The organism is Halalkalicoccus jeotgali B3 (assembly GCF_000196895.1).
Classification (GTDB): domain Archaea; phylum Halobacteriota; class Halobacteria; order Halobacteriales; family Halalkalicoccaceae; genus Halalkalicoccus; species Halalkalicoccus jeotgali.
The window spans coordinates 221,857-237,072 of record NC_014299.1 but is presented as its reverse complement, the minus strand read 5'-3'; the positions used below and the strand labels follow the sequence as shown (position 1 = coordinate 237,072).

13 protein-coding genes are annotated in these 15,216 nt (G+C 49.0%); 4 read left to right on the top strand and 9 right to left on the bottom strand.

Annotated elements, in window-relative coordinates:
• The first annotated feature begins 108 nt into the window (after positions 1 to 108).
• Positions 109 to 1,431 (top strand): M20 family metallopeptidase, encoded by a 1,323-nt coding sequence (locus HACJB3_RS17565; RefSeq protein WP_238532926.1) that lies wholly within the window; start codon positions 109 to 111, stop codon positions 1,429 to 1,431.
• A gap of 371 nt (positions 1,432 to 1,802) precedes the next feature.
• Positions 1,803 to 2,624 (top strand): creatininase family protein, encoded by an 822-nt coding sequence (locus HACJB3_RS17560; protein ID WP_008415358.1) that lies wholly within the window; start codon positions 1,803 to 1,805, stop codon positions 2,622 to 2,624.
• 40 nt (positions 2,625 to 2,664) lie between these two features.
• On the opposite strand, the gene HACJB3_RS21285 is transcribed toward HACJB3_RS17560, so the two are convergent.
• The 4 genes from HACJB3_RS21285 to HACJB3_RS17545 form a co-directional block, all read right to left on the bottom strand.
• Positions 2,665 to 2,922, bottom strand: coding sequence for a CocE/NonD family hydrolase C-terminal non-catalytic domain-containing protein (locus tag HACJB3_RS21285; protein WP_081461381.1), 258 nt, complete (start codon positions 2,920 to 2,922; stop codon positions 2,665 to 2,667).
• A 109-nt stretch (positions 2,923 to 3,031) separates the two neighbouring features.
• A complete protein-coding gene (locus HACJB3_RS17555) occupies positions 3,032 to 3,607 on the bottom strand; it encodes a pyridoxamine 5'-phosphate oxidase family protein (protein WP_008415360.1) in 576 nt (191 codons plus the stop codon).
• A 314-nt stretch (positions 3,608 to 3,921) separates the two neighbouring features.
• Positions 3,922 to 5,049, bottom strand: coding sequence for a histone deacetylase (locus HACJB3_RS17550; protein WP_008415362.1), 1,128 nt, complete (start codon positions 5,047 to 5,049; stop codon positions 3,922 to 3,924).
• Between the two features lie 190 nt (positions 5,050 to 5,239).
• Complete coding sequence (locus HACJB3_RS17545) at positions 5,240 to 6,529, bottom strand: ArgE/DapE family deacylase (RefSeq protein WP_008415364.1); 1,290 nt, start codon at positions 6,527 to 6,529, stop codon at positions 5,240 to 5,242.
• Positions 6,530 to 6,839: 310 nt separating this feature from the next.
• Here HACJB3_RS17545 and HACJB3_RS19300 point away from each other — a divergent pair, with 310 nt between their 5' ends.
• Positions 6,840 to 8,195, top strand: a complete 1,356-nt coding sequence (locus HACJB3_RS19300; RefSeq protein ID WP_008415365.1) for an aspartate aminotransferase family protein — start codon at positions 6,840 to 6,842, stop codon at positions 8,193 to 8,195.
• A gap of 53 nt (positions 8,196 to 8,248) precedes the next feature.
• On the opposite strand, the gene HACJB3_RS17530 is transcribed toward HACJB3_RS19300, so the two are convergent.
• The 4 genes from HACJB3_RS17530 to HACJB3_RS17515 form a co-directional block, all read right to left on the bottom strand.
• Positions 8,249 to 9,550: an ArgE/DapE family deacylase gene (locus tag HACJB3_RS17530; protein ID WP_008415367.1), complete on the bottom strand. Its 1,302-nt coding sequence runs from the start codon at positions 9,548 to 9,550 to the stop codon at positions 8,249 to 8,251.
• Between the two features lie 66 nt (positions 9,551 to 9,616).
• Positions 9,617 to 10,375, bottom strand: a complete 759-nt coding sequence (locus HACJB3_RS17525) for an ABC transporter permease (protein ID WP_238532925.1) — start codon at positions 10,373 to 10,375, stop codon at positions 9,617 to 9,619.
• A 65-nt stretch (positions 10,376 to 10,440) separates the two neighbouring features.
• Positions 10,441 to 11,346 (bottom strand): ABC transporter permease, encoded by a 906-nt coding sequence (locus HACJB3_RS17520; RefSeq protein ID WP_238532924.1) that lies wholly within the window; start codon positions 11,344 to 11,346, stop codon positions 10,441 to 10,443.
• Position 11,347: 1 nt separating this feature from the next.
• Positions 11,348 to 12,460 (bottom strand): ABC transporter ATP-binding protein, encoded by a 1,113-nt coding sequence (locus tag HACJB3_RS17515; RefSeq protein WP_081461380.1) that lies wholly within the window; start codon positions 12,458 to 12,460, stop codon positions 11,348 to 11,350.
• A 255-nt stretch (positions 12,461 to 12,715) separates the two neighbouring features.
• On the opposite strand from HACJB3_RS17515, the gene HACJB3_RS17510 reads away from it, so the two are divergent.
• Complete coding sequence (locus tag HACJB3_RS17510; RefSeq protein ID WP_148258282.1) at positions 12,716 to 13,897, top strand: ABC transporter substrate-binding protein; 1,182 nt, start codon at positions 12,716 to 12,718, stop codon at positions 13,895 to 13,897.
• 26 nt (positions 13,898 to 13,923) lie between these two features.
• Here HACJB3_RS17510 and HACJB3_RS17505 read toward each other — a convergent pair whose 3' ends face one another.
• Complete coding sequence (locus HACJB3_RS17505) at positions 13,924 to 15,156, bottom strand: Zn-dependent hydrolase (RefSeq protein ID WP_049934746.1); 1,233 nt, start codon at positions 15,154 to 15,156, stop codon at positions 13,924 to 13,926.
• Positions 15,157 to 15,216: the final 60 nt, after the last annotated feature.

The following is a 15,216-nucleotide window of genomic DNA, read 5'->3' as shown; positions in this document are numbered from 1 at the left end:
AACAGTTCTCCGATTAGAGCGCTATTTTAGCAGTAGTACCAGCCATTGGAATCTCTTGATAGGGAAGATATTTGTGAGAAGAAATAGTGGTGTATGTTGGCTTTCAACATGGACCCAGAAATCAACGCTTGGATCGATGACCAAGAAGACGCAATAATTGACTTCCTTAGACAGTATATCACGTATCGCTCGCCAACCGAACAGGAACAAGAAGTCCAGCGAGAATTCGTTGAACCATTCTTTACCGATCAGATGGAATGGGACAGTATCGATATCGTTGATGTCTCGGAAGAGCAGGACCGGCCAAACATCAATGGTAGATTGAGTGGAAAGAGCGATGGAGAAGGGCGTACACTGTTATTTAACGGCCACTCAGATATTGTCGACGTTTCGGAAGAAGCTGCGGAAAATTGGGCAAAAGATCCCTGGGACCCTATTATAGAGGACGGTTATCTCTATGGTCGCGGTGCTAACGACATGAAGGGACCGAACACCGCGATGATATGGGCAGCAAAAGCGGTGATGGAAGCAGATACTGAACTGAGCGGTGATTTACTAATGAGTATCGTTGTTGGTGAAGAGTTGAACCAACAAGAATACGGCTCCATTGCAGCAACGGATGCGTTTCTCGAGGAAGGAATTGAGATTCCAATCTGTATCAATACAGAACCAACTAACTTAGAGATTCATACGAAGAGTGCCGCAACATTTGATTTCACTATTGAGATACAGGGCAAAGAAGTTCACACATCTCAGAAGAATCTTACACGCTATCCACAACGCTACGGGATTCCTGTTGGGCAAGACGTGGGTGTCGATGCAGCGATGATCATGGCCGATATTCTGTATGAGCTGCGTGATCTAGAACACCAGTGGAACCTCCGATATCGAGATCAGATTTACGGCAGTGGTGGGTACCAGACTCCAGATACGCAGGGTGTTGGTCCAATTGGTATCAATTGTACGATCATGGAGGCAGGAGATTACATCGCCGCAATTCCTGGGCATGCCAAAATTGAGGGGCATGTGTTTTATCCGCCGTTTGTAGACGATAGAGAGCTATGGGACGAAATGCAGGAAGTTGTGGAGACGCTTGCAGCAACAAACGACTGGTTGAAAGAGCATCCCCCACGGATGAGCTGGAAGAGTGTTTTCGACTGGCCGCCATATGAAGTGCCAGTAGATCATCCCGGATGTAAGGCACTTGGAACTGCGATTGAGGCGACACTAGATGAACAACCGGTGTATTCTGGATTTAAAGCAGTAGCCGACAATTCGTATATCCAGCATGAATGCGGTGTTGATACAATTAGTATGGGACCGGGGGACATTTCTATGGGCGCTCATGGGCCAGATGAACATATTCCGACAGAGCAGTTGATGAACGCTACCAAGGTGTATGCAGCCATGATCCTCGAGTGGTGCAATTGATACTTCGCGTTGTTGACTATCTACGTCGCAATAACGTACCGTTTGATTGAAGACTCATATACATAGAGTAGGGCGATACGCAGTGTATGCATGAGGTACAGCCAGTCCACGTCTCACGCGTGAAGCGAAATGACTCTCCAAGTGAGTGGTGGTGTCGATATCGACATCCTGACGGAACCAAACCGGATTTCAACCTTTATAGTGAGTAGGGCTCATCATCACCACGCATCTCGGACATCATTGTGGATCTCTGGAACAAGGACACAGTCACTTCTGGCGAGAAGTGAGGCTTGGTAGAATGAATATATCCCATGTTCAGTAAAATGGGATTGAAGGAATGATTTATCGAATAGTTTGATCTACACAGTATCATGCCAGACACTCACAGGCTCGATGAGCTTCGACATCCCCAGGTCGAATCATACTTAGACCGCGCAGAGACACCAACAGCGTTGATTCCAGTCGGAACAACCGAACAGCACGGCGAGCACCTCGCAATGGGGACCGACGCATTCATTCCAACAGAAATCTGCGAACGTATTGCAGAGGACGTTGACGCGCTTGTCGGCCCGCCGATAAACTATGGCGCATCAGACATGCACGCTGGATACGCGGGCATTACCTATCTCACGTACAGAACCCTCGCAACAGTAGTGCATGATATCGCATATTCGCTGGCCGAAGCCGGGTTCACTGATATCGTATTTCTATCTGGCCATCTCACTAATGACTGGGCAGCGAAAGTTGGGGCCAATCAAGCGTCACACGACTTGCCTGAAGAGAACTACGTGTATGCATTCCCCTATTGGGATGCACTAAGCGGTGACGACATGGAAGAGTACCTGTCATTCGATGCTGGCTGGCACGCAAATATCGGTGAAACGGCAGCAGTAATGGCTATTGATGAGGATCTTGTCGATCTCGAAGAGACGGCCTTTGATGCTCCTGATCTGCCGATGGATATTGAAAACCCTGCGGCACTGTTGGACCATCTACTCATTGGCAAGGGGGCGTACTACCGGATTAGTGAAACTGGCGTCTGGGGCGATCCAAGTGACGCAACTGCAGAACTCGGCGAAGAATACTTCGAGACGATTACCCATGCTGTCGCCGAACTCATCAACACGTTCCAAGACGTTCGCGACGAAATCTACCAGCGCCAACGCCCAGACCGTGCACAAGAGCAGTGGTAAGTTGATCGTCCACGAGACTCCTATCGAGGACGGACTACGGTCATAATTCGTCCTCATCAGGGGTGGGACCATTGATGATCCGTTTTTCTAGGACATCTACCGGCACAATCGGGAGACAGATATGGGATGGGCGTTCGTGATCGTGATAGATCGTCTGCTCAGCCGTTTTCATCTTTTCACCCGTGAGTCCCTCACCGGTGTTGAGATTCCGGTTATACCACGACAAATCACTGCTCGTCACGTCAATTCGGATCCGGTGGCCTGCTGCAAATACACGTGCGGTCGGCCATACAGCAATCTGCTAGGTATTGACAGCGCCTGGATCTAGAAGATCGACCTCCCAATAGGTATGGACATCTCGTGGATCAGCTTCGACATCCCCGATACGGCCGACGATAAGCAAAGTCTCACCCCGGCTTTGAGACTTCCTCAAGATCGTATGCACCCGGTGTATCCGGGTCTTTCCACCCTTTTTTCCCACTCCAAGATTCTACATCAAGACGATAGACAGCCGTTCGCCCGATTGACTCTTCAGTCATCTCCTTGTAATCCTCTCCTTTGGTCAACTGGGGAGCGAATTTAGCCATGAATCGTTCGAGAACACGTTGTTTCTCCGCCTCGCCAGTGAGGAGGTCAATGGTTCCATACGCGACCACGCTTGAGTACTCGACAGTGAAATTCACTGGCTCGTCAGCCGGGATATACCGCCCCTTTTCGCTCGTAGTGAAGGAAGCTCGCAGCCGGTCTCCGTTTTCGACGAGGCTGTACGCCCGTCCATCCTGTGCACCGTGCATGAAAATCACCCCTTTGTCGTCATCATAGACGAAGAGTTGTGTTACGAGGTGGGGAGAATTATCGTCGATAAGACCGAGAACACCCGTCTCTTGATCTGAAAGAAATTGAAGTATCCACTCCAAATCGTTCACCGCCTTTCCCTGATAGCGAATCGAATCAGAAACGTCCTCCGGAGCACTCTTGTCCATACAACGTAGAAAGATAATGATGTAGATAAATATTATGGGGCAGCTGATAAGAATAGCTGAATATTATTCAGGAACTGGTTAACAGCGGTGGTCCCGCCAATTGGCCTTCTTTGGGGACTTCAATAGTCTACGGCAGCCCTACCTCAATGATCGTACTTTTGCTGGTACCGGTATTGAAGGCTCGTTATGAGGAGTTCGAGACACTTGAGCTTGCAAAATATGCGCCTATATTTAGCACAGCTCCAAGCCGATCACCTCTTGAGGGTTCCAACAAAAACAAATTTGCGTCGATTCTGAAAATAACTACGTTCGAACTACTCGATCGACCAATGATTTCGGTGATGATCAACCGCTTTGTCCAGCCATGAATCGACCAGATCGGTCGGCTCGTCAAGCCACTCGAAGGGGTCGTCCATCCCAAAATGCTCTAGATCCACCCGTCGATCCAGAATGCCCTCGAATACACCAAGAGTCGCAAATGAGAGGTGGGACGGTTGATACCCCCCCTCTTGGATTAGTGCTAATTGACCATCCGCTGTTTGATCTGCAAGCGTTTTTACACGCGAACCTAGCTGCCGGAATCCCCCACGTGTCACGAGGTTTCGTCCGTTCGGATCGGCCGCGCCCGCGTCCTGTCCTGCACTGACGATAATAACCGTCGGATCAAATTCGCTCACGATTGGGTCGACAAGACGATCAAACAGATGATTATAGCCGCGATCACCCGTTCCTGGTGGGAGGGGCACGTTCACGTTGTAGCCCTCACCGCGATTAGTACCGACCTCTTCAAGTGACCCTTCCTGCGGATGGTATTCAGGATGCCATGATCCGTGGTCGTGATGGGCGCTCACGAAGAGAACGTCATCACGGTCGTAGAACGCTTCCTGCGTTCCATTTCCATGGTGGACATCCCAATCAATAATCGCGACTCGATCAGCGCTCATATCGATTGCGGCTTCCGCTGCAATTGCAGCGTTATTTAGAAAGCAAAAGCCATCCGCGCAGGTCGGCTGCGCATGATGGCCGCTTGGTCGGCAAAGCGCGTACGGAAGGTCCTGTGACCCCTCCATACTATCGTGAACAGCCCCAATCGCTGCTCCGGCAGCGACTCGGGCGGTGTCGAACGTCGCCTCATTTAGTCCAGTCGTCGTGTCTTCGATACGGCCACCGCCATCAGCACAGAACTCCTCAATCCAGTCAATATACTCACTACTATGAACACGTTCTATCTCCGCACGAGTTGCCCGCTCCGGCTCAACGATTTGCGAGCGCTCAGGAAACGAGTGGTTGATCATCGCTAAAATGTTCTCGACGCGTTCAGGACGGTCTGGATGGACTTCGTCGTGTGCGACGATGGGCGTCGATGGGTATTTGAAGGCTCCTTTCGGTGGCTCGTGGTCGAGCATTCGGTCGTGCCAATATACGGTTATATTATCGGTCATAGTTGGGTTTTTATTGTAATTCGTGTATTGCTATGGATCGGTCTCCGTCCAATATTTCCCGGTACAATCTGTAGCAGTGGTGAAACACGATGTCTAATGCTGTGTTATAGTAAGTGACGTCAGATCAATCCGTAATCTTTCGGTCTGATCGATCTCAAATTCGTATTTGAAGGGATGCGATTCTGAGCAGTCACGCAGATACCCCACAGTACTCAGTCGCGATAACCGCAGTCGTTAGTGCCGTTTCTTTTAGCGAAGTGACAGTCGTATGCTCATCTGCACCGTGCAAATTAGCCCCATCAGGTCCAACTGACACGGCATCAACGCCGTAATAAAGTGTGTAGAATCGCTCGTCAAGTCCAGCATTTCCTCCTACGTATGTTCCAGAGCGTCCTGTGACTGCCTCTCCAACGCCTTTCGCTATTGTTGCGATCTCACATGTCGAATCAATCTCGTGAGGTTCAGCTTGCCACCCAAACCACTCGACTTCCGGGGGATACTCAGAGAGCCAACTGTCTTCCTTGGCTACCGCCGCAACGGCGTCTTCAATTTGAGCGCGTACCTCGGCGCGACTTTCACCCGGCGGCCAACCGATACGGCCTTTCATAATCGCTTCTGCGGGAAGCGTTGACGGCCAATCGCCAGCCTCAATCATACCGAGATTGAGATTCGTGACGTTTCCTTCGAGGTCGGGATTGGCTCGATATGCCGGTTCATAATCGATGTGTGCTTTTCGCTCGGTGTCGAGTTCCTCAAGTGCCTGATATACTAGCGCAGCATTTCCGATTGCGTTGACGCCCTCATGACCCCATGCAGCATGTACACTCTTTCCGGGCACAGTTACTCGGAAGTACATCACTCCGGCACTTGCAATACCGACGTTCGGGAGATTGAACGGTTCCGCTACGACCGCTGCATCAGGAACATAACCACGCTCAAGCACTGAGAGAGCACCCCCGACACCACCGTCTTCCTCCTCAATTGTGCTCTGGAACAGTAGATCGCCATTCAGTTCTATATCGTTTTCAGCCAGCGCCTCAATCGCGATAAGCACGGAGGCGAGACCTCCTTTCATGTCGGCGACGCCACGACCGTATAGAGTGTCTTCTTCCTGTGTAACCGTCCAAGGAGAGCGGTTCCATTCCGATTCAGTAACGTCAACGACGTCGATATGCCCACCAACTGTTAGGGTCGGCCCGTCACCACCCTTAATACGAGCCGCGACATTTGGCCGACCTTCGTAGCCAACGTCGTCGTATGACGATGTCTCGAAATACCCTTCATGACTGGCAAGATCGTCCGCAGAGGGGTCCCATACGTCAGGCTCGAGATCCAAGTGTTCGAGTCGGTCGACAATAACATTTTGTGCTGGAACTTCATTACCAGTAACTGATTTCGCTTCGACAAGATCTGTTGCAAGCTCAATGAGTTCGTCTTCTTTCGCCTCAATTGTTTCTTGGATCGTGTCCACGTGATTCATGTAACACGTTATCATATACAGTGGGGGGTCTTATCCACTTTGGAAATATACGGCGATAAAGTAGCTACTGAAGTATTGAAGAGGCACCTAGCAAAATTCACTTTTCGCCAGAATGACAGATTAGATGTATTTCCCGGTCGTACTTAGAAGACAGGACATTTGCTAATTGTGGTTCAAGAATAACAATAAACAGTTTACGGATCAATTCTTATGAAAGATAGAAACAATAGTTTCCTTGTTAGTACTACACCTAAAGCACTGTTGTTCCGGGACCCGAATTATTATGCCACCTTCTTCTCGATAGTAGATTATGGCTTCTATGCCAAATATTGACACGCTCCATTTTAGCGAAGAACCAAATGTGGATACAGTGCCAGGGCCAAAATCGCGTTCACTGCTGGATCAGCAAGTCGAAATTGACAGTGCTGCGGTAGCATATCCAAAGCGCATTCCCATTGCACTCGAAGAAGCGAAAGGAGCAACGATCCGTGATGTGGACGGTAATACGTTTCTCGATTTCTTTGCGGGAATCGGTGTGTTGAACGTAGGCCACTCAAATCCATATGTTCTAGAGGGAACGCGTGAGCAGTTGGGAAAGATCACGCATACAATTGATTTCCCGACTGAAGCTCGTCTCGATCTCATTGAGAAGTTGCGTGAGATCGCCCCAGGTGGACTTGCTGGCTCAAGCAATGTCGTATTCGGTGGGCCTAGTGGGAGTGATGCAATTGAGGGCTCTATCAAACTGGCTAAGCACAACACTGGACGCCATGGGTTACTTGCGTTTGAAGGAGCATATCATGGAGCGACATCGGGAGCATTGAGTCTCACTGCTGGAAAAAAGTACAAAAAGGGATACACACCGCTCCTTTCGGACGTCGTTCACGCACCGTATCCGACCGTTCCAACCGAACAGGAACGTGATCAGGCTCTCAAAGCAGTGCGCCAGAAATTCGAAGATCCGTATGGAGGGACTGAAGATCCAGCGGGGATCTGGGTCGAACCGATTCAAGGCGAAGGTGGTGTTGTTGTTCCGCCAGAGGGGTTCCTCAAAGGACTTCGCAAAATTGCCGATGACAATGATGCGTTGCTGATTGTCGATGAAATCCAAACAGGGCTTGGACGGACGGGCGAGTGGTTTGGGAGTGATCATTTTGACGTAACTCCTGATGCAATAACAATGGCGAAATCATTGGGTGGATCTGGACTTCCGATCGGAGCGATGGTATACCATGAGAAATTCGATACATGGGATGCTGGTGGTCATATTGGAACATTCCGTGGGAACACACCGGCGATGGTTGGAGGACTTCGAGCGATTGAGTATATCGAGGCTCACGATCTCTTAGCACATGCGACCGATGTCGGCGAATATCTCCGAGGACGGTTTAGAGAGGTTTCGGAAGTAACCGATCGAATTGTTGATGTTCGGGGTCGGGGCCTGTTTATTGGTGTGGAGTTTGTCGATGAAAGCGGCGAACCGGATGCAAACGTAGTCAAGGAGATCCAGACGGAATGCTTCGAAAACGGTGTATTGGTCTGGAGTGCTGGACGATACGGGAATGTATTGCGGATTATCCCACCACTTGTACTGACCAAAAAGCAAGCGGAAGTCGGGAGTGATATCGTTTGCGAGGGAATTCAGAGCGTTCTCAAGACTCGCTAAAGTTTTTGCTGCAGTCTCATTTTCACACGTGGCATGTTGAACGGACGGTTACCTCACTGCTCGGCGACACCACACCAGTCGACTGCAGCGAGGGCAACGGTTTGAGCAGTCTGGACAAGCGAGTCAATTTCGGCGTACTCATCGGCACCATGGATATTGTCTCCGCGGGGTCCGACACTTGGGCACGGAATATCGTAGTAGTGATTGTAGAAGCGCTCATCAAGACCTGCAAGTCCTCCTACGAAAGAGCCGGTTTGCCCAGTAATGGCTTCAGCGTGTTCTTTTGCGAGTTGAACGATCTCTTCGTCTGAATCGACTTCGTGAGGTTCGGCACTCCACCCGTACCATTCGAGTTCAGGAGGGTGTTCGCTGAGCCAGCTGTCGTCTTCTGTGACATCAGCGATTACGGATTCGACCTGCTCGCGTACCTCTTCTCGTGTTTCGCCCGGTGGCCATCCAATGCGACATTCAAGAACTGTTTTCGAGGGAACTGTCGATGGCCAGTCGCCAGCATCAACGACACCGATGTTGAGGTTCGTGACGCTTCCTTCCGCGTTCGGATACTGTTTGACAGCTGGTTCGAACGAAATATCCGCTTTGCGCTGCTGATCGAGTTCATCAAGCGCTTGTATTAGTGCAGCAGCTTTAACTGCAGAGTTCGTTCCTTGGAATCCCCGTGCAGCGTGTGCTGCCTTCCCAGTTACAGTTACACGAAAATACATAACGCCGGCACTTGCGACACCGATATTTGGGATGAGATATGGTTCAGTGATGATCGCAGCGTCGGGTTGATAGCCTCGTTCTAAGGCCGAGAGTACGCCACCGGTACCACCAGCTTCCTCGTCGACCGTCGTTTGGATAGTGAAGTCGCCATTGAGTTCGATGCCAAGGTCGTGAAGCGTTTTTGCTGCGAAAATATTTGCTGCAACGCCTCCTTTCATATCCGTAGTTCCGCGTCCGTAGATGCGCCCGTCCTCAATCGTTGTATCCCATGGATCGTAGGTCCACTTATCGAGATCGTCGACTGAGACGACATCAACATGACCAGAGAGCGTAAGCGAGCGCCCGTCCCCTTCCCCATCGATTGTTCCGGCGACGTTTGGTCGATCATCATAGCCGTAGTCTTCGTAAGTTGCGGTATCAAAGTATGCGGGGTGGTCGCGGAGCTGCTCAACATCAGGCACCCATACATCCGGCTCTATTCCTAGAGTCTCGAGTTCATCAATGACGACCTCTTGGGCACCTTTTTCGTTCCCTTTGTCGCTGCGCGCTCTAACGAGGTTGGTGACGAGGTCAAGGAGTTCATCTTCCCGTTCTTGGATATGTGCAATTATTGTCTTATCTAACTCGCTCATTTCGTATGTGTAGTCATACCATCCCTTGGTAAAGATGCGGGTTGCGGAAGATGCTGAATCCGTTGGTCAGGTCTGCGTTGTAATGCGTTCGACGTTGGTAAAGAGGACGGCAATCAGTACAGTCGCGATCGCAACGAGCAGAAATATCACACTTAGAACGTTGACCTCTGGTGTTGCTGAGAACTGGATCTGGTTCCAGAGATACAGCGGCATGGTCTCTGTCCCAGTTCCCGCAACAAAGTAGGTATAGACGAATTCGTTGAAGGAGATTGTAAACGCAAGCAGACCACCGGCAACAAGTCCTGGGAATGTGTTAGGAAGTGTAACTTTAAAAAATGTCTCTATTTCAGTCGCACCAAGATCCTGCGAGGCTTCTTCGAGACGTGTATCAAACGTCAGGAATGTAGGAAGGATAATGAGCGCTGCGAATGGAAGCGTTCGGACAACATGTGAGACGACAACAGCGAAGTAACCACTACCGAGATTAAGAAAGCCAAAGAATAGCGTTAGTGCGATCCCCGTTACGACGAGAGGAACGATTAGTGGCAAGGAAATCGCTATTTGAGTAAGTCCCTTCCCACGGAACTCATACCGACTGATACCGTATGAGAATACTGTTGCAAGTGAGACCGTTATCGGTGTCACGATAAGACTAACTTGCAAGGTCGTAATGATTGACTGAATCGCAGAACCATTCCCAAGGAAATCACGGTACCAGTGTGTAGTGAGACCATCTGGAGGGAATGTGAGGACTCCACCTTCAGCAAATGACATAAATGCGACAAGGGCGATAGGTGCCCATAGACCGATCAGTACGAGCACCATCGTTACTCTCCCAAGAATACTACCGTAGCTGTGAATGAACCGTTCAATAGGAGCACTGATACGATTCATTCTACATCACCCGTTCTCGATATACTATTCCCACCTAGTGCACTTACTGCCAAGATTAATACCATAAACGCAGAAACAATAATTCCGAGTGCTGAGCCAAAGGGCCAGTTAAACGCTTGGTTGAACTGTTGGTCAATAATATTCCCGATCATCACTTGATTAGTCCCACCGAGAAGCTCCGGCGTCACGAACGAACCAAAGGCTGGAATCGCAACAAGCACGACACCTGCCATAATTCCAGTATACGTCATCGGGAGGGTGACAGTGACAAACGCTTTGATTGGTCCGGCTCCAAGATCTTTTGCAGCGTCGATTAGATCCGTATCAAGGTTTGTCAGTGACGCATAGAATGGCAGCGTTGCAAGTGGGAGCCAAACATAGGATAAACCGAGGAACACGGCATGGTTTGTATACAAGATTCCGAAATCGCCGTTAGCAAGACCAACAGCGTTCATTAGCCAACTCAATGCACCACCATTCTGAAAGACTGTAATCAATGCGTACATTCGGACAATATAATTCGTCCAGAACGGCAGAACGACTAAGAGAAGGAAGAAAGTTGTATGCTTACTGAACCGAACCATACTATAGGCAAGCGTATAGCCGAGCACACTCACTAATAGTGTCGTCTGTGCTGTCAAAACAAATGTTCGCCAAAGGACACTCAGATAAACGCTATCAACGACCCCGAGATAGTTGTCAAGTGTTATGCCCGCTCCGGGTGGGAGACCATCGAGAAATGAGAGCCCAACCATGAAGAATAGCGGAACAACAAAAAACGCAGCCAAGACAAACATCGGCAGTCCGATTAGAATCAGCAGGCGGAACCACCGATACTTGCGAAGTTGGAGGTAGACACCTCGCATACCTGATGCAGTTTCAGATCCAGTCGAGAGTGGCATACTAGCGGGCCTCCTTAGATACTTCCTCTGAAGTAACAAACACGAATACATCATTCATATCCCACCCCAAGGACACAGTTGTACCAATATCGAGTGTTGTACCGAGCGTATCATCGATAACGAGGAATTCGTCCCAGTCTGTCGCAACGATATAGGCGGTTTCGTTTCCGCGATACATCCGGTTTTGCACTCTACCAGAGATAAGCCCCTCTGATGGATCCGCCGAGAGACGGACATTATGCGGACGGATTGCGACCGTCCCATGATCTCCTTCCTGTAGGTTTGTGTTTCCAGGCAATGTCACATCCCCTTGGTCACACGTGAGTGTAAGATTGTCTGCAGTAAACGTCACAGTGTTGTCAGAGAGTTGTGTTACATGAACCTGAATCGCATTAATATCTCCAAGGAAGTCGGCGACGAATTGGGTAGCAGGCGTCTCATAGAGTTCTTCAACTGACCCGACCTGTTCAATGTGCCCATCGTTTAGAATGACCATTCTATCAGAGATTGAGAGTGCGATTTCCTGATCATGAGTTACATAGAGAAATGTAATCCCAGTCTCTTCTTGGATTCGCTGCAATTCAAACTGCATATGTTGGCGAAGCTTCCGGTCAAGTGATGCGAGTGGCTCGTCGAAGAGGACGACCTCTGGTTCGTTGACAATTGACCGGGCAAGCGCGACTCGCTGTTGCTCACCACCACTGAGTTCGCTGATATCGCGATCTGCGTACCCTTCAAGCTGTACCATCGTCAGCATCTCTTTAATTGATTGCTTTCGTTCGTCTTTTTTGATTCCTTGTTGCTTGAGTCCGTATTCAATATTTTCACCGACAGTGAGATGAGGGAATAGCGCAAGATCTTGAAACACCATATTAGTATTCCGCTCAAAAGGTGGATCATTGGTAATATCAAATCCGGCAACCGTGACTGTTCCAGACGTCGCTGATTCAAAACCAGCAATCATACGAAGAATGGTTGATTTTCCAGACCCGCTTGGTCCAAGAATCGAAACGAATTCCCCTGTCGCAAGCTCGAAATTCGCATCCTTAACTGCAGTCAAATCTCCGTACTCTTTTCGGAGATTTTCAACTGCTACTGATGTCTCACTGGACATTTACGCTCACTCCCTTGTGTTTACCAACATCAATCCGAAGTAATTGATTAGTTGTACAGTCCATAATCGGGCTGACTGCATCGCTCGTGATAAGGGTGACGATTTGTGACAAGATATCATACATCATGTGATGTCCTCTCGGTAGTCTGATTATCCAAGTATAATAGCAATTGAAGAGTTTTGGGAGAAATCTTCTTGATTAGTAATGTTGTAGATACCAATAGGCATAAGTAGGCGTAACAGAGGATAGATGATGTGAGTCAAGATAACACGAACCGCACTGCTTTTGATCGGCGATCTGTTCTCAAAGCAGGCGGTATCGGATCTGTAACCGTTCTTGCGGGCTGCTTAGGCGGAGATCCAACTGAAAACAATAATGGAGAGGGATCAACAGTTCTCATGGATGTTGAAGAAATTCCTACCGATGAATACGAGGAAGAACTCAATGTCTGGAACTGGTATGTTCAATGGGCTGAGTGGGCTTCTGAATCATTTGGCGAGGAGTTTGATGTCAATCCAACGGTGGAAGGATATTCCCAACCTAGCCAATGGTTCGCCCAACTCCAGTCTGGAAATCACAATATCGACCATATTGGGACAACCGGCGAATGGGCTGGCCGAGCATCTGAATCAGGATTCCTCGCCGAAATCCCTGTTGACCGGTTACCAAACTGGGAGCATTTAGATAGTAACTTCACCGATCCGATTGTTGAGAATTTGAGCGGTGAGAACGGTGGTGTATATGCTGTGCCCCATTCGATCAACGTGTTCCCTGCACTTGTATACAACAACGAATATTTCGATAGTGAGCCGGATTCATGGGACATCCTTTGGGATGAAGAGTTTGCTGACCAGATGGCGTTGATGGTCCACTACGCATCGGCTGCTGGAAAACTCGGGGCCCTCTATACTGGCCAAGATCCAAATGATCCGGATGACTTTGATGAAATTGAAGAAGTCCTCATTAACCAGAAAGACTTGGTCGTGACCTACGCCTCGGAGCACGAAAGCCATATGCAGTCATTTATCAATGAAGAAGTTATTCTTGGGACACATACTAGTGGACGGATAAATATTGCTAATTTTTCGCATGATGCAGATCATGTCTCATGGACTGTTCCTGAGGCCGGATCGCTCTTCGGAACAGATTCAATCGTAATTCCGGCTGATGCGCCACATCCACGGGCAACACTCAACTTCCTAAATTACGTGATTAGTGAGGACTCATTCCGAGAATTCGTTAATATCATGAATTATAAAGTCCCCCACGAGGACATTGAATCTCTTCTTTCAGATGACGATCGAATTGACGATGGGCTTGTTGAAGCTATTCAATGGAATGACATTAATGTTGACAATCTTTACTGGAATGGACCGCTTGATGACGAAGTTGAACAGCGATACGACGAAATTTGGACTAACGTCCAAGCCGCGTAAGGGACACCTTTCTCTTACTCTTTAACCTAGTTTTGATCCGCCAGTTGGTTAGTCGCTCGGGCAAACACATCAACACCTGCAAGTATATCCTCCCATTCGGTGAATTCCGCTTCGTTATGAGTTTTACCGTCTACACTCGGTACAAATAGTAAGGCCGCGTCAGTAATATCATTTAGATAATTTGCATCGTGGCCAGCGCCACCAATTATCCGCTGATAACTGCAGTCCGATTCCGTTGCTGCCTCAGTAACAATATCGCACACAGTAGGCGAAAACTCCGTGTGCGGAATTCGCCAGAGTTCCTCCAACTCAAATTCTGTCCCTTCACGTTCACAGACGGTTTCCAGCTCTTTTTCGATATGTTCGACACCACGGGCAACAGTATCATCATCGTAGCTCCGTAAGTCAATTGAGAAGGTGACCTCATCTGGAACAACGTTGATTGAGTCTGGGGAAACTGAAAACTCACCAACCGTTGTAACCACGTCGTCTGAAAAGCGATTAGATAATCGCCGAATGGCAGTAACGGCATCGGCTGCCGCAACTAACGCATCATTCCGGCTATGAATAGGCGACGGTCCTGCATGGTCCGCCTCACCGTAGATCGTTGCTTCAAGCCATGACATTCCAAATACGCCATCGACAATTCCGACATTTGTTTCATTTTGCTCTAATACCGGCCCCTGCTCAATATGCACCTCAAGATATGCATGAATGTCCTCCATCGGTTTGGCTGGGCTCTCTCCATCGTATCCGATATTCTGCAGTGCTGCCTCAACCGAGATACCGTCTCGATCTGTATTAGAGAGAATCTCCTCGGTTTCAAACTTATCAGTGAAGACTCCACTCCCCATTAGAGCAGGTTTGAATCGACTTCCTTCTTCATTAGTCCAATTAACTATTTCTACCGGTCGTGATGTGTCGATATCTCTATCTTCAAACAGGCGAAGCGTTTCTAGTGCAGCAAGAACGCCAAGCTGTCCATCATAGCGCCCCCCGTAAGGCTGTGAATCTAGATGTGATCCGATAAGAACTGGTGCGGCATTAGGTTTGGTCCCATCTCGGCGGCCGAATATATTCCCAATTTCGTCAATTCGAATATCGAGTCCAAGGTCCTCAAGATCAGCAACAAATAGATCGCGTACCGCTGCATCAGTCTCACTAAGAGTGAGACGATGGAGACCATCTCGGTCTGTTCGTCCGATCTCGGAATACTTCTCGTAGGTCTTTTCGAAACGTTCTGTGTCGACTAGTGTCACAGTTTCTCGTGAGGTGAAACGCTAATAGCTGTTCGGGTCTTTCGTTGAATCAGTCGCAAA